Genomic DNA, 19,802 nt, shown 5'->3' on the forward strand with positions numbered 1-19,802 from the left:
GATCATAATTAGTCCTCCAAGGCCCGGGGTCAGGCGTATATAAATTTCACATTAGGCGCGGCGGCCAGCTCGACAGGTTTGAACTTCACGTTCGGGGCTGCGGCCAGCTCGACAGGCTTGAATTTCACATTAGGGGCGGCGGCCAGCTCGACAGGCTTGAACTTCACATTAGGGGCGGCGGCCAGCTCGACAGGTTTGAACTTCACGTTCGGGGCGGCGGCCAGCTCGACAGGTTTGAACTTCACATTAGGCGCGGCGGCCAGCTCGACAGGTTTGAACTTCACATTAGGGGCGGCGGCCAGCTCAACAGGTTTGAACTTCACGTTCGGGGCTGCGGCCAGCTCAACAGGCTTGAATTTTACGTTCGGAGCAGCAGCCAGCTCAACAGGCTTGAATTTTACGTTCGGAGCAGCAGCCAGCTCGACAGGCTTGAATTTCACGTTCGGAGCAGCAGCGAGCTCTACAGGCTTGAATTTCACGTTTGGAGCAGCAGCCAGCTCGACAGGCTTGAATTTCACGTTCGGAGCAGCAGCCAGCTCGACAGGCTTGAACTTCACATTAGGCGCGGCAGCAAGTTCAACAGGTTTGAATTTGACGTTTGGTGCAGCGGCAAAAGCCAGTGAACTGGTAACAACGGCGGCGGTAGCAACTATAAATTTAATCATTATCTTATCTCTCTCAGGGTAGTGGTAACAGTCAGCGGTTAACTTCTTGACGCTGAGAGAGATAAAGCAGGAGTCATGCCAGAAATGTTGTCTTAACTTTAAATTGATTTTTCTTTGATGACTTTTTGGTTTTTATGCTGTTCGAACTTGGTTGCTAAATTGTGTTCTTTTTACTTGATAATTCAGGCATATTTTGTTTCAAATATTCAGAAAATTCAGCCTCAGAAACCGCCTTGCTATAAATAAACCCTTGTATTTCTTCACAATTTAATGCTTTTAAAATACTCAGCTGTGAGGGTTCTTCTACGCCTTCGCCCACAACGGAAAGCCCCATATTGTGGGCTATGGTGATGATGGAGTCGACCATCTTTAAATCTCTGTCCGATTTATCGATATCGTCAACAAAGGCTTTATCTATTTTCAAGCTGTGAATGGGGAATCGCTTCAGATACGACAGGGACGAATAGCCGGTGCCAAAGTCATCAAGTGCCAGACAGACTCCCATTTTTGCCAGTTGTTGCATGACTTTAATGGCTTTTTCAGGATGCTTGATAACAGTCCCTTCAGTGATTTCCAGTTCCAGATTAGCAGCAGGTAGGCGTGTCAGACGTAAAATTGACGCGATTCTTTGCTGCAGATCGGGTAGGGCGAATTGTCGCGACGACAAATTGACAGCCACACGGCCATCAAACAATCCCTGTTCACGCCACTGCTGGGCGGCAAAGCAGGCTTTGCGCATAACAAGGTCGCCTATTTCAATAATTAGACCATTTTCCTCTGCCAGCGGAATAAAATCATTGGGTGGGATTAATCCATGCTGAGGATGATTCAAGCGGACCAAGGCCTCCATACCCGACACTAAACCGCTACGCAGATTTATTTTGGGCTGGTAATAGACTTCAAACAGATCGTCTTTCAGGCCTTCGCGGATGAGATTCTCTACCTCCAACTGCCTAATTGCATTGCGGTTCAAGGATTCAGAGTAGAACTGATAGCGGTTACCTCCGGCAGACTTGGCATGGTACATGGCAATATCGGCCTTTCTCAGCAGTGCCTGCTCATTTTGCTCGTCTTCGGGATAAAGCACTATGCCTATACTAACGCCGACAACCAGTTGTTCGCCTACCAGTTCAAAGGCTTGACCGAAGGCGTCTATGACCCGGTTGGCTATCACTGCACTGGAACCTATGTCCGGATTCTTGTCCACCAGAATGGCAAATTCATCCCCACCTAGGCGATAAAGATTGGTGTGTCCGGGTATAGATTGCTGCAGCCTCTGTGCAACCAGGATCAAAAGCTCATCACCTATCTGGTGACCAAGTGAATCATTGATTTTTTTGAAATTATCCAGGTCAAGCACCATCAGGGTGTGGTGATGATCTTTCTTCACCAGGTTGCCCAGGGTGACTTGCAAGTTGGAGCGGTTGGGAAGACCGGTCAGGAGATCATTGTTGGTGAGCTTACGCAGCTCTTCTTCCTGCTGTTTACGACGGGAGATATCGGAAAACACCCCAACATAATGGGTCAGGATCCCTTGCTCATCGTAAATCGCATCTATGGTGAGCTCCATCAGGAACTCTGAACCGTCGCCCTTAATGGCTTCTATATCGTTACTCCAGCGGCCGTATTGCTGCAATAACTGCTTTATTTGTTGATTGTAATTGTCAGGATAACGGCTGAATTGCAGCGTTGTGCCCAGCAACTGGTTGCGGCTGTGTTGGGTGAGTTCACAGCAGGCTTCGTTAACCTCAACATAATGGAAATCGGCATCCAGAATAAACATGCCTTCCGAGATATTCTCTATCGCCCGCTCGAATAGGCGTAGCTGCTCTTCTGCTGTCTTGAAACTGTTGATGTTTTTGATGGTTCCCGTCATACGCAGGGCATTGTCATGCTCATCCCGCTCAACAATTTTGGCTCTGTCGAGGATCCACAGCCATTCACCATTTTTGCTTTTAACCCTGTAGGTTGCTTCAAAATGATCTGTTTCACCGTAAAAGTGTTTGTTGAGTGCTTCTCTTACCCGCTCTCTATCTTGAGGGTGAATATTGCTCTCTTCACCATGATGGCCGGAACGCTGGCCGTCGCGGGGAAACTCGAGGGAGCCCCAGATATTGGAGCGGTATATCTGACCCGTTTCTATATCCCAGTCCCACATTTCATCACCACTACCCCAGAGGGAGAGCTTTAGCCTCTCCTCACTCAAGGCTATTTGGCGCTGGATCTCTCTCTTGCGCAGCACGGCTTTGGTGATAACCGTCAGTATTAGCAGCATTATCAAAACATAGAGCGCCTTGGCAATGTTGGAGAGCCACCAAGGCGGGGTTATTTCTACTTGGAGTTCGGTATTTTGGCCTTTTTTACCTGTGATGGGATCTATTGCTCTGAGCTGAAAGGTGTAGCTTCCGGGAGAAAGATTGGTATAGGTTGCAGAATTAATGCCTTTGGAGCTGATCCAGTCGTCAGAAAGCCCTTGTAGCCGGTACTCGTACTCGAGTTTAATATGAGAATACTTGGGGCTATTGAATCTAAGAGTGAAGGGGTAATCGGAGTATTTTAGTTTGATCTCATTTGACAGCGAAAGAACTGAGGAGAGTTTACTATTATCGACGAATTGGGGGATATTAAATATCAATAGTTCATTGAGGTTGGCTTTTGGCGCATGACTATTTTTGAAGTTAACAATGTCATTGGGTGAAATAATGGTTAACCCGGAGATCCCTCCCAGTAGGAATCCATTTCTCCAAGTTGAAGCGCTTTGTGTATTGTATTCATATTGACTACCGAAATCTTCATTTAAAAGATATGTTTCACCAGAGGTTCCTATTATTACTTTTCTGATGGATGTGGCAACATAATTACCATCAGAATCAGTTGCGATTGAGTAAATGGGACTGTTGGCGATATACGTTGTTGATATTTTTTTTGTGGCTTTATCGTAGAATTTTAGGCCTGTCCCAGTGCCTAAGTATGTGCCTGATTTTGTTGGTGCGATGCTGTAAGTGATCTCATCACTAAAAATATGTTTGACGCCTGTAGTGTTACTGGCAGTAAAGACACCAACTTGAGTTGCGATATAAAGTTGATTGCTTTCGTAAGCAATGTTGAATATTGATGGCTTTTCACTTATTTCATATTGGCTGACGATGCCGAGTGTTTTTACATCAACTTCATGTATTAGGGAATTTGCAGTACTTATTGCAATTCGTGTTTCATCCTCATTGACAGCTAATGCGACTATAGGGCTATCAATTATTTGATACCGTGTTCCAGTATTGACATTTATAGCATACAATCCATTTAGAGAGCCGTAGAAAATAGTGTCATTTACAAGTCCTGCTGTTTTGGGGCCTTTTAGTCCTGTATCAACAGATAAGATCACGTTGAGGTCTTCATTCAGCAGTTTAAGAACTTGTGTGTCATCTGATATTAGAAGGTCTTTTTTCTGGTTTTTTTGTATATTCCAGACGCTTTGAGTATTACTGGCAAGAGTCGAAGCGAGTTGGCTTTTAATATCTATCGCAGAAAACCCTTTATTGAGAGATGGAATGTAAATGCGGCCTTTTTCTGCATAAATGAAACTCATTGACGTAGAGAGAGCCACATCCTTGATTAGACCTAGAAACTTTTCTTCTCCTTTAGATGAAATGTTGAATACTTTGTTATTTTTTAAGGCGTATAAGTCATTTCTCAAGCTGAATATGTTATTGTATTTTTCTACAGATATGCTTGTTAGTTTATTATCTTTCCATCTGTGTATACCATCTTCTTTTAAAATGTAAATGCATTCCGTTCCTTGGCTGATTGATATTGACTCTTTTGATATTAATTTACTTGCTTGCGAATCTTTATTTGTCTGATAGACAGAACCATCGTGATTGCGCGTTATATAAAGATTTTTGTAGGAGATAATCTGTTTTACATTAAGAAAATTTTCTGATTGCAATAATGTGATTTTAGGGGTTGTAGTAGTTATCTGATCTACTTTAGCTATTTTGTCGTTGAGACCAACTAATATTGAATCTTCCATTCGTTGGAGAGACCAAACTGCACTGTTCATACTGCTTATGGGTACAAAAGTGTTTTTTTCCTTATTATAGGTATAGAGACCATGGTTGGTGCCAACTAAAAGAAGGTCTTTGTGTGAGTATAAACTTTGGATGAATGAACTTCTCAGACCAGTCCCGTCATTGGCGAAATATTGTTTGAACTCCTTGCCATCGAAACGGTTAAGACCATTGAGAGTTCCTACCCAGATATAACCATCCGAATCCTCGGTTATCGATGTGACTGTGCTTTGTGAGAGCCCTTCAGGAACGCCGTATGTTTCTGCTTTTAGAAGGATCGGAGCGGGAGTATCAATCAGAGGAAGTGCTGCAACTGTAGCCGGGACAAAGGCGATAACCAAACACCAGAGCATTGTGAGGTAGAGCAGGAAATTAGGCATAAATTTAGTAAATTTTATAATGAGTGATGCCAGTATCGTGAGTGATAACTCTTTCAGAAAGTTACCTGATTGTCAAAATTAAACCTTTCTATCACATAAGCTTACCTCAAATTTGTTCAATGTCACTGTTGGCAGATTGAACTGTAATGACAGCTAGAAAGCACGCTGTGCTGATATTGAATATAATACCTTTTGTTTCCAGCTGCTGATTTACTTACTCTTGGGATAATCTGCGATACCGATTAGGGAAGAAAAAACTCCCCCGTTTAAGCAAGAGCAGCCCAGGGATTAAAGGTTAAATTGCTCAGCCTGCTGTTTGAAGGCACGTAAATCAGTGATCAAAGAGCCGGCTTCCAGGCGTTCCAGGTGCCTGTGTTGCTCTCCGGTGCTGAACAACACCAGACGATCACTGTGTTTGGTACGCATTTTATCCATCATAAACTTAATCAGCCCAGCCCGGGTTTGGCGCTTGATTTCTGCCACCACCAGCTCGCGCTGATTAAAGTGGTAATCCTTATTGCCTATACTGACCCAATAACGTTGGCTGCGGGTCTTGAGGTTGGCGTCATGTTCCATGACTTGGTTGATCAGTCCCTGCTTGGTGCTTTCCCACTGCTCATTGGTTATCTGCATCACGGCGTAGTTAAAGTCGGCGATAAACTCATCTATGGCTTCCAATAACTGCAGCGGCCCGGCGGTCGGTGACTGTACATAGAAGATCATTCCAGGATGACGGTTCAGCGGCAGATAACCAGTGCCCACCATATAACCGAGTTGTCTTTGGGTTCGCAGTTCGTGGAAGAAAGTCGACGACATGGTGTGATTCAGCAGGCTGAACAGCGCCATTTTCTCCGGGGTGGCAAACACGGATTGGTAATAGACTATGATGGCGCTGTCCGGGTGGGCTATGTTTAGCTCCCTGAGTACGGTTCCTTTTCCCTGAAGGTTGACCAGCTCCCTTGCTGATTCACGGCTGGGCTTGGACACCAGCGACAGAATATGGCTGAGTCGTTTACCAAGAGACTGGGCTTCCTGCTCCAGCCAATCACCATAGACCAGACCTTCCAGATAGATTTTTTCATAAAAGGCGCTCACATGGTCGTGCAGATCGTCCAGGGTGATATCTTCCAACAGCTCTGCCATTCGCAGTGGTTCATAACTGCGTTTTTGCAATGTTACCGTCAAGCTGGTGAACAGCTGGGAGATGGGTTTGGCCTGGGCATGGTTATACCAACTGCGGAGCAACTGGCGTTTGATAAGGTTGAATCTTTCCTGGGTAAAACTGCGCTCCCGGGCTTTATTTATCAGCAGCGCCAACAGGGTTTCCTGATTGCCGGTAAAACCGGTTAGATGCAGGGTCAGCCCGCCTTGATGGGGGTAGATGTTGTAGCTGAGGCCGGCCACTTCCGCTTGATAGGTGTGTTCGGTCAGATGATCGAGCAGCATCTCCACATACAGCCGGGTCAAGGCCGCATGTCTCGGCGTGGGGCTGGCCTGATCCGAATCGAGCGAGAGGTATAGATGCCCCTTGGGGACATTGAACTCATCATCTTTCTTGTGCCAGATACGGTAACCGGCACCTTCGGCGACAATCACCGGCTCAGGATGCCTGCTGGGTTCACTGCGGGCTATGGCGTCTTCAACGATGAAAGGATTGGGTCTTGGCAGCTCCATCCCGGTTTCAGCCTTGGCGCAGCGCCACAGTGCCAGCCTGGCGTCTTCTATGGCCTTAATTTGATAGGGGGTGTGATACCAGGCCGCTTGTTGCTCGGTATCCAGATCCTGGGCCACCAGTTGCAGGCGCATATTGTCCGGGGTCATCAAGCTCATCAGTGCTCTGGCTTCAGCGACATCCAGGCCGTCCATGCGATAGTCTCCATAGACAATATCTTCAACCTGATAATGCTGCATATTGATACTGAGATGACTGGCCAGATCCAGGGCTTTTATCTGCTCCTGGTAGCGAAATGCCAGTTTGAGCAGATTGGCCCTTTCTTGATAGCGCCAATCTTCCAGTCCAGTATCGGCAATGAGTTTGATATAACCGAAGCAGGCCGCAACCACCCTGTCGGTTTGGTTCAAACCTTTGTCTGTCAGCTGAATACTGATGCTGTATTCCTTGAAGTTGTAGCCGTTGATGCCACCACCGGCAGATAGCCCGTTGATAAGACCGGCTTCCTTGAGTTTGGAAAACAAGCTGCCGTGGCTCTCACTTCCAAGTAGGTGACTGATGAAGGTCAGTGGCTTGCTGCGATAGAATCGATCAATAGCGGGCAGGGCAAAGCTCAGGGTCAGGCGCTTTTGCTCTTTAAGCGGCACTATGTGGATCTGCTTTTGCAGTTGCTCACTGGCGAACAGTGGCAACTCGGGATAGGTTTTTTGCAGATTATGGTTTTTTATTGACGAGAAATAGCGTCTGGCATACTGCTCAAGCTCATCGATTGCCATCGGAGCTACCAGACACAGAGTCATCAGGTTGGCGCTGTAATGGCTGTTGTAGAAGGTAAGCAGTTCTTCCCTGAGTTGTTGCTCGTCTCCGCCCAGGGTTTGTAGATTCCCGACGGAAAACTTGCAAAAAGGGTGCCCCGGGTTAACCGTTTCTTTCAATACCTGATAGATACGGCGGATATCGTCTTTCTGCTTGAGGCTGAACTCAGACTCTATGGCGTGTCTTTCTCTTTCCACCAACTCCTGATTGAACAGCGGCGCAATAAAGAATTGGCTGAATCTATCCAGCGCCTCGGCAAATACCAGAGGATCTATGGCAAAGAAGAAGTTGGTGTGCTCAGTGCCCGTCCAGGCATTATTGCTGCCACCATGCTGGTTGATAAAGCTGTGATAACCTCCTGCCTCGGGAAACTTGGCGGTTCCCAAGAACAACATGTGTTCAAGAAAATGCGCCATTCCGGGGCGGGATTGGGGATCATCGAAGTGGCCGACATTAACCGCCATGGATGCGGCGGCCTGGGCAGAATGCATATCTTGCACCAGCAGCACCCGCAGGCCGTTGGTCAGAGTCAGATGACGATAGCTGCGGTGGTCATTGGGGCTGGAAATGACAGACTGGCATGTGCTCAAGGGATAACTCCCGTATAGACAGATTGTTATATATTGATAGCCTTGCGCTTTTTTGGCAAATATCTCTTGGATTTTTCGACTAAAGATTGAGAGCTGTGCGGTTTGTTGCCGCGCTATAAAGGGCTACAATTGACAAAGAACCATAAGAACTTTTTTCTGTAGTGAGTGATGTATGCAGCTTTTTCTAATGCGCCATGGTGAGGCCAGTTTCGACGCACCCTCGGATCGGGAGCGAATACTGACTGATGCCGGACGCCTCCATACGACACAGATGAGCAACTGGCTGAATGATTCAGTCTCTGCCTTTGATCTGGTGTTGGTGAGCCCTTACCTCAGAGCGCAGCAGACCTGGCAGGAGCTGGGAAAACACTTTCCAGAACCGCGTAAATGGATGGTATTGGATGAATTGGTACCATCGGCTGACCCGGAAATGGCTGCCAGCCTGGTGAAGGCCTACGCCGAACAATTTAAGGCAGACAAAGTGTTGGTGATAGGTCACATGCCATTATTGGGTTATATGGTCAGTGAATTGGTGGCCGGTATTGAGCCGCCGTTATTTGCGACTTCGTCAGTGGCACTTATTGATGTGCATGGACAGCAGGCAAGTGTAATGTGGCAACAAGGGCCGTACAATATCGCCTAGTGTTTCCAGATTAAAGCTGCCTTCAGGGCTGCAATTAACCTGAATTCAAGCGCCTTACGTTATTAAAAAGGTGATCCTTGGACAAAGTACCAGCAAAACAAGCAACCCGGCAATGACCGGGTTCTTCGTATTTATAGTGCTAAGTATTTAAAGGGAGCAGCTCAACTGCGGTTAGCGTCTGTGGGGATGTTCGCCAATATCTATCAGTATCAACAGCGCTGCATCGCCGCCCCATTCTTTGGGGGCCTGATGAAAGGCTTTGACCTTGGGGTGCTGCGCCAGCCACATGGGTAACTGCTGTTTGAGAATGCCGGTGCCGTAGCCGTGCATGACACTACAGCAAGGGCTGTGTTCACGGATACAGGCCTGGATCAAGGCCGCCAGTTCCAGCTTGGCTTCGGTTTGGCGGTAACCATGCAGATCCAAAAGAAAGTCAGGCACATAATCGCCTCTACGTAGACGTTTGACTTCCATGGCGTCCACATCGTCCCGACACCAACGCATAGGGCCGTTTACTGGCAATAATGGCTGGTAAACGTCTGAAAAATAACTATCCGCCTGGATCTGAACTTCTTTTTCAGCCAGTTGTTTTTTGGTTTTGCTCGGCGGGCGGAAATGGCGCTTATCCTGGTCGAGCGGGGTGATCCCGGATACCAGTGCCTGAAATTCCGCCAGGCCTTCTTTGTCGTTTTCTTCGTTCATCAGGCTATTTTATTGAATCCTGTTTCTTCTGAACAGACTTCAGTTACAATGGTTGCGGAATAAGAATAAAGCCGGAGTCAGATTTTGGATAAGATCTTTGTGGATGAAGCCGTCACCGAATTGCGGACGGTAGGCGACATGTTGCGCTGGGCCGTCAGCCGTTTTAATGACGCCAATGTTTATTATGGTCATGGTACAGATAACGCGTGGGACGAAGCGGTTTCCCTGGTATTTCACGCCCTGCATCTGCCCGATGACATTGGTCAGCAGGTGATTCACGCCAATCTCACCAGCAGCGAAAAACACAAGATAGTTGAGCTTATCATTCGCCGGGTACGCGAGCGTTTACCCGTGCCTTATCTGACCAACACCGCCCGTTTTGCCGGGCTGGACTTCTATGTGGATGAAAGGGTGCTTGTGCCTCGCTCACCGATTGCCGAAATGATCCAAAACGGATTTGGTCCCTGGCTGTACAACAAGCCGGTAAGACGGATCCTCGATCTCTGCACCGGCAGCGGCTGCATCGCCATCGCCTGTGCCTATCAGTTTGAAGAGGCTGAGGTCGATGCGCTGGATATCAGTGAGGATGCACTGGAAGTGGCGCAGATAAACGTTGAGTCGCTCGGCGTGATGGACAGGGTGTTTCCCATGCAGTCCAACCTTTTCAGCGCAGTGCCACGAGCGCCGCAGTACGATCTGATTGTGTCCAACCCACCTTATGTTGATGCCGAAGATATTGCCGATATGCCGGATGAGTATCGCCATGAGCCGGAAATTGGTTTGGCGTCCGGTCGCGATGGCCTGGATATCACCAAGCGCATTTTGGCCAATGCCGCCGATTACCTCACAGATGACGGTATCCTGGTGGTTGAAGTGGGCAACTCCATGGTGCATTTGATTGAGCTTTTCCCCGATGTGCCTTTCACCTGGGTCAGCTTTGAACATGGCGGCGATGGGGTGTTTGTGCTGACAAAAGATCAGTTAGTTGAAAATCAATCACTGTTCGCCATCTATAAAGACAGTGAATAATAAAGCGGCCCATTAGCCAATGGGCCAGTAAAGCCGAGGTTCGGATAGCCGAACCTCTATGCTCGGTCATTTTATCTCCAGGGGGAAATTAAGCGGATGTCGGGAAACAGCATAGGTCAGAACTTTGTCGTCACCACTTTTGGTGAAAGCCATGGGCTTGCACTGGGCTGCATTATCGATGGCTGTCCGCCAGGGCTTGAGTTGACCGAAGCCGATATGCAGCAGGATCTTGACCGTCGCCGTCCGGGGACTTCCCGTTATACCACTGCCAGGCGTGAGCCGGATCAGGTGCGTATTCTCTCCGGCGTGTTTGAGGGCAAGACCACAGGCACCTCCATTGGTCTGTTGATTGAAAATACCGATCAGCGTAGCCAGGACTACTCCAATATCAAAGATCTGTTCCGTCCCGGACATGCCGACTATACCTATCAGCAAAAATATGGCTTGCGTGATTATCGCGGCGGTGGCCGCTCCTCGGCGCGGGAAACTGCCATGCGAGTGGCGGCAGGGGCCGTGGCGAAGAAATACCTCAAGGCGGTACACGGCATTGAGATCCAGGGTTATCTCTCCCAGCTTGGGCCTATTTGCGCTGACACTTTGGATATGGCGCAGGTAGAACAGAACCCCTTTTTCTTCCCCGATGCCTCCAAGCTGGAAGCGCTGGATGACTATATGCGTGAGCTGAAAAAATCCGGTGATTCCATCGGTGCCAAGGTCAGTGTGGTGGCCACCAATGTACCGGTCGGCCTTGGCGAACCGGTATTTGACCGTCTCGATGCCGATATTGCCCATGCGCTGATGGGGATTAATGCGGTCAAGGGCGTTGAAATCGGTGATGGCTTTGCCGTCGTTAACCAAAAGGGCTCAGAACATAGAGATCTGATGTCGCCTGCCGGGTTTGACAGCAACCATGCCGGCGGCGTGCTCGGGGGTATCTCTTCCGGGCAACCCATAGTGGCCCATATGGCGCTGAAACCCACTTCCAGTATCAGCGTGCCAGGCAAGAGCATGACAGTGCAGGGCACAGAGGCCGAAGTGGTGACCAAGGGGCGGCATGACCCCTGTGTCGGGATCCGCGCTGTGCCCATTGCCGAAGCCATGTTGGCGATAGTCTTGATGGATCACTTGCTGCGTCATCGGGCTCAAAACCAGGATGTCAGCAGCCTTACACCTGTACTTGGAATGCGATAAATGCGCGGACTGTTTCCCGCAGGGGGACAGCTCGCCTGGCTTTCTGCCTGCTATTTCTTCTTCTTTGGCATACTCGGTGTCATGGTGCCCTATCTGGGGGTATTTTTTGACAACCGTGGCTTCGACGCAGCCGAAATAGGCTTTCTGCTGGCCATACTCATGGCAACCCGCATAGTCGCGCCCAATGTCTGGGCGCTGGTGGCGGATCGCACCGGCATGCGCTCTGAGCTTATCAAGCTCGGCGCCTTTGCCGCCGCCTTGACCTATCTGAGTTTCTTTTATCATGGTGGCTTTCTTTATCTGGCGCTGAGTCTGGCCCTCTATACCTTCTTCTGGAATGCGATTCTGGCGCAGCTTGAGGTGATCACCTTGGAAACCCTGGGTACTGAAGCCAACAAGTATGGCCTCATTCGCAGTTTCGGCAGTGTCGGCTATATCGTGCTGGTGGTGGGCACCGGCTGGGCCATCAAGGAGTTTGGCCCCGAGGTACTGCTCTATGTGGGGCTGAGTCTGTTTCTTGGGTTACTGGGCAGTGCCTTACCCTTGCCATCGAATCGGGCCTCGGCGGGAGCCGGGCAGGATAAACCGGCACTCAAACTTGGGCGGCCGCTGCTGTGGTTTTTACTGTCTGCCATGTTGCTTCAAGCTAGCGCCGGGCCTTTCTACGGCTTTTTCGTGCTTTATCTCAAGCAGGTGGGTTACACAGAGGCCAGCGCCGGTATTTTTGTGGCGCTAGGTGCCGTGGCGGAAATCTTCATGTTTATGATAGCGCCCAGGTTACTCGGTCGCTATGGGGTCAAGACGCTGCTGCTGGTGAGTATAGGCATGACGGTGCTGCGTTGGCTGCTGGTGGCTTTTGGCGCCGAAAGCATGTTGCTTTTGGGGCTCAGCCAACTGCTGCATGCCTTTACCTTCGGTTTGACCCATGCGGCATCCATCCAGTTTGTTCACCGTAATTTTGATATCAGCCACCGCAGCAAGGGCCAGGCACTATACGCCAGTTTGAGCTTTGGCGTCGGCGGCGCTTTGGGCACCTGGGTATGCGGCCTGATTTGGGGCGATGGCAGCGGCGCCTTCTGGTGTTGGGTGTTTGCCGCCGCGTGCGCCTTGCTGTCCATGTTGGCCGTGCTGGCTATTCCGGGTAGCGACTCCAGGCGTCAATCACAAAGTGACCCCATTGACGCCTGATGATTTCTTACAAGAGCAGAGCATCATTTGCCGGAGAGAGTTATGAGTAAAATGTTTCGACTGGGCCTTATCATTAATCCGCTGGCCGGGCTTGGAGGCAGTGTGGCCCTCAAGGGCAGCGACGGTGTGGCAAAAGAGGCGCTGAGCCTTGGCGCCACCCCCAAGGCCGGTCTGCGAATGGAACAGGCCTTGGCAGTGATAACGCCTTTTGCCGAGCGCCTGCAAATTTATACCGCCTCGGGTAACATGGGCGCCGACCTGGCGCAAAAGCTGGGTTTTCGCACAAAGGTGTGTTACCAGGCGGCAACGGATACCAGTCGCAGTGATACCCAGGCTGCCGCCAAGGCCTTGATGGCGCAGGAGCTGGACTTGCTGCTGTTTGCCGGAGGAGATGGCACGGCAAGGGATATCTATGGCGTTGTCGGTGAGCACTTCCCTGTACTCGGTGTACCGGCCGGGGTCAAAATTCATTCGGGTGTTTACGGCATTACTCCCCATGCATCCGGGCTGGTATTGAAGCAACTGCTGGAAGGCGCCCTGGTGAGTCTGATGAGCGCCGATGTGATGGACATAGACGAAGAGGCCTTCCGCCAAGGCACTGTCAGGGCGCGGCGTTATGGTGAAATGACAGTGCCTGCCGAGCCGCGATATATCCAGGCGGTGAAGATGGGCGGCCGCGAGGTGGATGAACTGGTGCTGGCGGATATTGCCGCCGAGGTGGTCGGCGATATGGAAGATGAGCTCTATATCATGGGCTCCGGCAGTACAGTGGCGGCCGTAATGGAGGAGCTGGGGCTCGATAACACCCTGCTCGGGGTGGATCTGGTGCAGAACAAGACCCTGCTGGCCTCGGATCTTAATGCGGCGCAGTTATTGAGTGCCACTGAAAATCAAAAGGTTAAGTTGGTCATTACCCTGATAGGTGGCCAAGGGCACATTCTTGGCCGTGGCAATCAGCAGTTGTCGCCCGAGCTCATCCGGCGCATTACTAAGGAAAATATCATCATTCTTGCCACCAAAAGCAAACTAAAAGCACTTGAAGGCAGGCCGCTTATCGTGGATAGTGGCGACCAGAAATTGGATAGCGAACTTAGTGGCTATTATCGAATTGTGACAGGTTACCGGGATTACGTGATGTATCAGGTGGCCAACCCAGACTTAGCGGAGTAGAGCATGTTAGAGAAGTACGAACAGGCATTGGAGCAGTGGATTGGCGAGATAGTGGCCGGCGGTGACGATGATGCCCTGTTTGCCAGCGGTTACCTGCAGGGGCATTTTGCCGTGGTGCTGGCCGAGCTGGAAAACGAGTCAGAGCAAGGGCCGGATGCCTTGAATGAGCGGATGCAGCAATGCCTGAAACTGGCAGCCAAAGAGCTTGAAGATGCCGATTACCGTCTGGTGGATAACGCCTGGTCAGAACTGAAACAGCGGATCGCTGCCTGAGTTCTGTCGGCACAGCGAGACAAGTTTGTTGTTGTGGTATAAAACCTGCAGTGGCTCCTTGTTGAAAAGGAAAGCTGTAATACCGGCAATTTTATCGAAATAATTATTATCCGATGACAAGAGTCATCGGATTTTTGTCTCTTTAAAGCCCTACGTAAGAATAGTTTTATCCGACAGCGTTTTTGTACTCTGGGCCGGGTTACCGGAGTAAAGGTGACATTGGGTGAAATGCTGCGGTAAAAGGGGAAATGTCAGTCTTAGTGTTCGTTGTGCATTTTGCAACTGCTTGATCTGAGGCTGAGAGACTATCTCTCGGATAGTCGCGGGGTGACCCGGAAAAAATGGCAAAAGTAAAGAACACAGGATGAATTCAATGGAGTTGGAGATCCCGGAGCAGGACAAGCTGGCCTTCGGCCAATATTACGGGAAACAGATTGCCCCCAAGTGCCGACGTTATGAGTCGGTGCGAGAGGCAGCCGCTGCCAGGTATAGAGAGCGTAGAAAGATAGTTGCGCCTCTCACCTTTATCGGCATTCCGGCATTTTTGCTATTTTTTGCCATGAGTTTCTACGGCGCTTTCATGCTGGATTTCGAAGATGGGGTGTTCTTCATTGGTTTTGGTGGCGCCGTGGTATCTTTGGGGTTGGTGGTGTTGGCCAATATCTGGGCAGGCAGTGAGATAGGTGAACTACGTACCCAGATAGTTGAGGAGATCTATCCTTTACTGCTGGGTTATTTCGGTAAAAGCTTTGCGTTCAATCCTCCGGGATTGCCTGAACTGGAAAGCTATAAAGACTATGGTCTCTTTCCCTCCTATGACAAAGGTTATTTTCAAAACTCGGTCAGAGGCAAGTATCTTAATGTGCCTTTTCTGCTTAGGGAACTGACGTTGCTCGAACGCACAGGCAAGAATGATAATGGTCCCCAATATAAGACGCTGTTCGACGGCATAGTGATAGAGTTTGAGCTGCCGAAGACATTTTCCGCTACCATCCAGGTGCGCCGCGATAAAGGTTTTATGGGCAATGGCTTGGCCCAGTTCAGAAGCAAACTCTCGAGGGTGAGGTTGGAAGACCCGGACTTTGAGCGTAGATTTGAGGTCTACAGTGACGATCAGCTCGAAGCCAGATATGTGCTTAATACCGCGACCATGGAACGTTTGTTGTCACTATCAGGATTTTATCAAGGTGAGCTGGAAGCTTGTTTCAAACAGGGGCGATTGTTTGTCAAAATAGCCTGTCAGCACAGCTATTTTGAGCCACAACTGGATCTACTCAAGCCGCTGGATCTCAGCGCAGACATAGAGCAAGTGTTTAAAGAAATCCATGAAGTGTTCGATTTGATTAAAGCCTTGAAATTAGACAGTCGCACCGGGCTTTAAACTCGAGGCTCAAGACCTTGGTTTTGAGCCGGGGTGTCTTTGGTTTCTGGTCGGTGGTTGCTGATGCACCTTTAAGCCAAACGCTCAAATAGTTTGGCTTAAGGCCAGGAAATCCCCCAGTTTGAGTCGGCTTATATGTCTGAGCCGGTTTAGATAGCCTCTGGTGGGGTGTCGGTTTCGGCAGTGGCAGGTAAAGGCCAGCCGCCAAGGGCTTTCCAGCGATTCACTATGTAGCAGAATAGCTCGGCAGTGCGCTCTGTGTCATAAAGCGCCGAATGGGCTTCTTTGTTGTCAAAGGGGATCCCGGCCAAGGTGCAGGCCTTGGCCAGTACTGTATGGCCTATGGCCAAACCGGCCAGAGTGGCGGTGTCAAAAGTCGCAAAGGGATGAAACGGCGAGCGCTTGATATCATTGCGCTCGATTGCTTTGCTGACAAAGCCGTGATCGAAGGCGGCATTGTGAGCCACTATAATAGATCTGTGGCAATCGGCCGCCTTTTGTGCCTTCTTCACCGCCTTGAATATCTCCAGAAAAGCTTCTTTCTCGCTGACGGCTCCCCTGAGAGGGTTGTTGGGATCTATGCCGTTGAATGCCAGCGCCTCCGGCTCGAGATTGGCGCCTTCAAAAGGTTCTATATGGAAGTGCAGGGTTCTGTCTATGCCCAGATTACCCTCTGCATCCATCTTCAGCAGGGTGACCGCAATCTCCAGCAGCGCGTCTGTCTGCGCATTAAAGCCAGCAGTCTCTACGTCGATCACAACAGGGAAATAACCCCTGAATCTGTGCTTGAGTTGGTTGGCTAGGCTTGGCTGAGTCATGCATTTCCCCTGGAAAATAACGAAGCGGCTATTATGCTAAAACATCAACAGGGTGTCATGTTCGATTGTTGTTTTTATAGGCTAAAGGAATGAATTTCTTTGCCGATAGAGACAACATGGTGTGTGAAAAGAGAGATTCCTATGTGGCGTAAACTGTTTCTGCTGTCGACTCTTTGTCTGCCGCTGTCGGCGATGGCGGATCTCAGGCACTATGTGGCGTCGCTCGACGACTCTCATTGGCGCGTGGCGCAAAACACGCCTCTAGGTTGTAGCCTGGAGCACGATATTCCCGCCTACGGTAAAGCCGTATTTTCCAGTCATGCGGGAAAAGATCTGAATTTGCAATTTACTCTGGATATGTGGCAAAAGCCCGATGCCGTGACCCATGCCCGCTTGATGAGCAAAGCACCGGCCTGGCGTCCTGGAGTGACGTCCAAGGCGATTACCGAGCTGAGCTACCAGAAATATTTCAATGGTGAAGTACCGAAAAAGGCCGCCTGGTCCATGCTGGCAGAGCTGGACCGCGGCATGGAACCCACTTTTTACTACAGCGATTGGTACAACCAAAGCAACAAGGTGGCGGTCGGTCTTTCCGCGGCCAACTTTGCCCAGAAATACCGCGAGTTCAAACAGTGTTTGGCCAATCTACTGCCTTACAGTTTCGATGATATCGCTTTTACCGTGCTTACCTACGAGATGGGGGGGACTGAGTTGACCCGTTATTCCAAGGCGCAACTGGCGCGGGTGCAGGAATATCTGGCCTACGATCCTGAAGTGGAGCTGGTACTGATTGATGCCTATACCGATAGTTATGGCGGTCGCAGTATTAACCAGAAGGTGTCACAACAGAGAGCTGACTCAGTTAAAGATTTTTTTGTCGCAAGGGGGATCCCGGGAGACAGGATCCATACCGAAGGACACGGCGAACGGCGGCATGTGGCATCCAATGATTCCAGTGATGAACGGGTCCGTAACCGCCGGGTAGTCATCCGGATAAGCAAACCGCTCAAGTAGGGCCAAGAACTGACCTAAGAGAAGGTGCGAATAAGTCCTCGAGGCCTTCTCTTTTGTAGAAAGCGGCACAATTGAGTTAGTGTATTCCGGTAAGCGTTTTAGGCTATATTCGTCAAGGTAACTTTTTGTAGCTACCGGACATCTTATTCCTGGCCAAGTATGGCATCTAAAAACGAAAATGCCGTTCACTTTCCATGAACGGCATTTTTGTTTGGGGTTCTGCTTAATTCGTTTAAGCCTTATCGCGATGGCAGAAATAGTCTACTGCGCGTTTTACCAGTTCAATACCTGTCTGCTCGCATGGCGGCAGCTCGGCATCACTCTGTTTCAGCGGTGTGACTCTATCACCCCATTTCAGCAGCAAGGCCGCGCTGGTGAGGCCAGCGCCGAAGGCACAGGACAGAATGTGTTGTCCTGGCTTGATCATGCCTTTTTCCAACGCATCACAGATGGCGATGGGAATAGTCGCGGCCGAGGTGTTGCCATAGTTGGCTATATTGACGAAGGCTTTCTCTTTGGGGATCTTCATTCTGTGCACCAGAGTGTCGATGATCCTCTCGTTGGCCTGATGGGGGATTACCCAATCGACTTCTTCCTTGTCCAAGCCACATTTGTCCAATACTTGGGCGCTGAGTTTACCCATGCCGTTGATGGCACGTTTGAAAATCTCCTGACCGTCAAACTGAATGTAGAAGTCCAGCGACTCGGCGACAAATCTATCCATACCCGTACCGAAACTGGCCTTCAGAATGTCACGACCGTCTGGGTCATTATTGAGCTCATAGCCCAGTACGCCACATGGGCTGTCTGTCGCTTCCAGTACTACAGCACCAGCACCATCACCGAATAGTACTGCAGTTTCTCTTCTTGACCAGTCGAGATAAAAGCTGAGACGCTCGGCACCGATAACCAGTACTTTTTTGCATTGACCACTCTTTATCTGGGCGGTTGCAAGGCCTACGCCGTAGAGAAAGCCACTGCAGGCGGCGTTAATGTCAAAGGCGGCACAGGTTGCGCCTACATTGGCCTGTACGGTCGAGGCTATGTTGGGGATCAGAGTGTCCGGGCTGGCGGTGGCCAGGATAATCATGTCCAGTTCGCTACCTTCTATGCCGGCGGCGGCCAGCGCATGCTGGGCAGCGACTGTAGCCAATTCAGAAGTGTTGACGTGGCTGATATGACGCTGGCTAATCCCTGTTCTGGGTTTAATCCATTCATCGGAGGTATCGATAAAGGTAGCCAGATCATGATTGGTCAGTACGGCAGGGGGAACGCACTTTCCCCAGCCGGTAATAGTGGCGTACTGCATTGAATTTACTCTCAAAATAAAAAGACAGAAGCCAGATCTGTCTTTTGGACAACTAAAGCGCTATTGCTTGGAAAGGGTCGTGATTTTTCAGCTCACCTGTTGGGCTACCAATTCCTGAATGGCATTGGCAGCGTGCAGTATGTGGGCCCTTAACAGGACCACGGCCTCATCTATTTTCTTTTGCCGACATAATTGCAGTAGATCCCTGTGATCCTGTTCGGCTCGAGGGATCCCGCCTGTCAGCAACAACTGTAAGCGTATATAGCGATCACAGTTGGTGTTCAGACCATGTACGACTTCCATGGTATGGGGACGGTTGGCGGCGCGGTACAAACTTGTGTGGAACTCTGTGTTGAGTTCGCTCCAACTGCCCACGGCATTATCCTGTTTAAAGGCGGATTCCAGTTTGTCCAGTACGGCTTCGGCCTGACGCAGATCTTCATCCTGCAGGTTTGGAATGGCTTTGGCAAGGAGATCAGTTTCAATCAGTGCTCTGAGTTCAAATAACTCGCTGACTTGTTCAACCGATAGTTCGGTAGCCGTGGCGCCTTTATGAGCTTCAAACTTGACCAAACCCTCGGCTTCCAGTTGCAAAAGGGCTTCCCTGACCGGAATCCGGCTGACATTCATCTCTTCTGCCAGGGCGCTCTGACGCAACGGTTCACCGGCTGCGATTTCCCCTGAAAGAATTTTTTCCCGCAACACTTCGACCACAACCTGAGTGCGCGTTTTATGAACGATGGGCGTAGTTCGGCTCATAGATCCCGTCTTTGTATACGTTATTCGGTTTTGATCCGATTAAGACTACAGCGAATATTCAGATAAATAAAGGGAAACCACTAGGGGGTCCTGTTTCTGCGTTGTTCAAGGTGATGGTGGATTTCGAGCAGAGCA

15 protein-coding genes are annotated in these 19,802 nt (G+C 49.8%); 8 read left to right on the forward strand and 7 right to left on the reverse strand.

Going from position 1 to position 19,802, the window contains the following annotated elements; all coding sequences use genetic code 11:
* Positions 1-29: 29 nt before the first annotated feature.
* From CX651_RS03110 to CX651_RS03120, 3 genes are all read right to left on the reverse strand, one after another.
* Complete coding sequence (locus CX651_RS03110; RefSeq protein WP_101053430.1) at positions 30-665, reverse strand: hypothetical protein; 636 nt, start codon at positions 663-665, stop codon at positions 30-32.
* Positions 666-819: 154 nt separating this feature from the next.
* Complete coding sequence (locus CX651_RS03115; RefSeq protein WP_101053432.1) at positions 820-5,112, reverse strand: EAL domain-containing protein; 4,293 nt, start codon at positions 5,110-5,112, stop codon at positions 820-822.
* 288 nt (positions 5,113-5,400) lie between these two features.
* Positions 5,401-8,190, reverse strand: a complete 2,790-nt coding sequence (locus CX651_RS03120; RefSeq protein WP_101053435.1) for an insulinase family protein — start codon at positions 8,188-8,190, stop codon at positions 5,401-5,403.
* Positions 8,191-8,362: 172 nt separating this feature from the next.
* Between CX651_RS03120 and sixA the strand changes: the two genes are divergently transcribed.
* A complete protein-coding gene (gene sixA / locus CX651_RS03125; protein ID WP_101053437.1) occupies positions 8,363-8,833 on the forward strand; it encodes a phosphohistidine phosphatase SixA in 471 nt (156 codons plus the stop codon).
* Positions 8,834-9,004: 171 nt separating this feature from the next.
* Here sixA and smrB read toward each other — a convergent pair whose 3' ends face one another.
* Positions 9,005-9,535 carry an endonuclease SmrB gene (gene smrB / locus CX651_RS03130; protein WP_039035610.1) on the reverse strand — a complete coding sequence of 177 codons (531 nt, stop codon included), beginning with the start codon at positions 9,533-9,535 and terminating at the stop codon, positions 9,005-9,007.
* 84 nt (positions 9,536-9,619) lie between these two features.
* Here smrB and prmB point away from each other — a divergent pair, with 84 nt between their 5' ends.
* The 6 genes from prmB (at position 9,620) to CX651_RS03160 (ending at position 15,767) form a co-directional block, all read left to right on the forward strand.
* Positions 9,620-10,564, forward strand: a complete 945-nt coding sequence (gene prmB / locus CX651_RS03135) for a 50S ribosomal protein L3 N(5)-glutamine methyltransferase (RefSeq protein ID WP_101053439.1) — start codon at positions 9,620-9,622, stop codon at positions 10,562-10,564.
* A 96-nt stretch (positions 10,565-10,660) separates the two neighbouring features.
* Positions 10,661-11,755, forward strand: coding sequence for a chorismate synthase (gene aroC, locus CX651_RS03140; RefSeq protein ID WP_025010457.1), 1,095 nt, complete (start codon positions 10,661-10,663; stop codon positions 11,753-11,755).
* Positions 11,756-12,943: an MFS transporter gene (locus CX651_RS03145; protein WP_101053441.1), complete on the forward strand. Its 1,188-nt coding sequence runs from the start codon at positions 11,756-11,758 to the stop codon at positions 12,941-12,943.
* 42 nt (positions 12,944-12,985) lie between these two features.
* Positions 12,986-14,113, forward strand: a complete 1,128-nt coding sequence (locus CX651_RS03150) for an ATP-NAD kinase family protein (RefSeq protein ID WP_101053443.1) — start codon at positions 12,986-12,988, stop codon at positions 14,111-14,113.
* Positions 14,114-14,116: 3 nt separating this feature from the next.
* Positions 14,117-14,386, forward strand: coding sequence for a YfcL family protein (locus tag CX651_RS03155; RefSeq protein ID WP_025010460.1), 270 nt, complete (start codon positions 14,117-14,119; stop codon positions 14,384-14,386).
* A 364-nt stretch (positions 14,387-14,750) separates the two neighbouring features.
* The gene (locus CX651_RS03160) at positions 14,751-15,767 is read left to right on the forward strand and encodes a DUF3137 domain-containing protein (RefSeq protein ID WP_101053445.1); all 1,017 of its coding nucleotides are present in this window, start codon (positions 14,751-14,753) and stop codon (positions 15,765-15,767) included.
* 149 nt (positions 15,768-15,916) lie between these two features.
* Here the strand turns inward: CX651_RS03160 and rnt are convergent, their stop codons facing one another.
* Positions 15,917-16,585 (reverse strand): ribonuclease T, encoded by a 669-nt coding sequence (gene rnt / locus CX651_RS03165; RefSeq protein WP_101053447.1) that lies wholly within the window; start codon positions 16,583-16,585, stop codon positions 15,917-15,919.
* 141 nt (positions 16,586-16,726) lie between these two features.
* Here rnt and CX651_RS03170 point away from each other — a divergent pair, with 141 nt between their 5' ends.
* Positions 16,727-17,599 (forward strand): flagellar protein MotY, encoded by an 873-nt coding sequence (locus tag CX651_RS03170; protein WP_101053450.1) that lies wholly within the window; start codon positions 16,727-16,729, stop codon positions 17,597-17,599.
* A 232-nt stretch (positions 17,600-17,831) separates the two neighbouring features.
* Here the strand turns inward: CX651_RS03170 and CX651_RS03175 are convergent, their stop codons facing one another.
* The gene (locus CX651_RS03175; RefSeq protein ID WP_101053452.1) at positions 17,832-18,908 is read right to left on the reverse strand and encodes a ketoacyl-ACP synthase III; all 1,077 of its coding nucleotides are present in this window, start codon (positions 18,906-18,908) and stop codon (positions 17,832-17,834) included.
* A gap of 87 nt (positions 18,909-18,995) precedes the next feature.
* The gene (locus tag CX651_RS03180) at positions 18,996-19,667 is read right to left on the reverse strand and encodes a GntR family transcriptional regulator (protein WP_101053454.1); all 672 of its coding nucleotides are present in this window, start codon (positions 19,665-19,667) and stop codon (positions 18,996-18,998) included.
* Positions 19,668-19,802 lie beyond the last annotated feature (135 nt).

This window comes from Shewanella chilikensis (assembly GCF_002836945.1).
GTDB classification, from domain to species: domain Bacteria; phylum Pseudomonadota; class Gammaproteobacteria; order Enterobacterales; family Shewanellaceae; genus Shewanella; species Shewanella chilikensis.

What these genes read in the sequence shown, in the direction of transcription:
- CX651_RS03110 (WP_101053430.1), bottom strand. Translation starts at nt 665, where the DNA reads ATGATTAAATTTATAGTTGCTACCGCCGCCGTTGTTACCAGTTCACTG.
- CX651_RS03115 (WP_101053432.1), bottom strand. Translation starts at nt 5,112, where the DNA reads ATGCCTAATTTCCTGCTCTACCTCACAATGCTCTGGTGTTTGGTTATC.
- sixA (WP_101053437.1), top strand. Translation starts at nt 8,363, where the DNA reads ATGCAGCTTTTTCTAATGCGCCATGGTGAGGCCAGTTTCGACGCACCC.
- smrB (WP_039035610.1), bottom strand. Translation starts at nt 9,535, where the DNA reads ATGAACGAAGAAAACGACAAAGAAGGCCTGGCGGAATTTCAGGCACTG.
- aroC (WP_025010457.1), top strand. Translation starts at nt 10,661, where the DNA reads ATGTCGGGAAACAGCATAGGTCAGAACTTTGTCGTCACCACTTTTGGT.
- CX651_RS03145 (WP_101053441.1), top strand. Translation starts at nt 11,756, where the DNA reads ATGCGCGGACTGTTTCCCGCAGGGGGACAGCTCGCCTGGCTTTCTGCC.
- CX651_RS03150 (WP_101053443.1), top strand. Translation starts at nt 12,986, where the DNA reads ATGAGTAAAATGTTTCGACTGGGCCTTATCATTAATCCGCTGGCCGGG.
- CX651_RS03155 (WP_025010460.1), top strand. Translation starts at nt 14,117, where the DNA reads ATGTTAGAGAAGTACGAACAGGCATTGGAGCAGTGGATTGGCGAGATA.
- CX651_RS03160 (WP_101053445.1), top strand. Translation starts at nt 14,751, where the DNA reads ATGAATTCAATGGAGTTGGAGATCCCGGAGCAGGACAAGCTGGCCTTC.
- rnt (WP_101053447.1), bottom strand. Translation starts at nt 16,585, where the DNA reads ATGACTCAGCCAAGCCTAGCCAACCAACTCAAGCACAGATTCAGGGGT.
- CX651_RS03170 (WP_101053450.1), top strand. Translation starts at nt 16,727, where the DNA reads ATGTGGCGTAAACTGTTTCTGCTGTCGACTCTTTGTCTGCCGCTGTCG.
- CX651_RS03175 (WP_101053452.1), bottom strand. Translation starts at nt 18,908, where the DNA reads ATGCAGTACGCCACTATTACCGGCTGGGGAAAGTGCGTTCCCCCTGCC.
- CX651_RS03180 (WP_101053454.1), bottom strand. Translation starts at nt 19,667, where the DNA reads ATGAGCCGAACTACGCCCATCGTTCATAAAACGCGCACTCAGGTTGTG.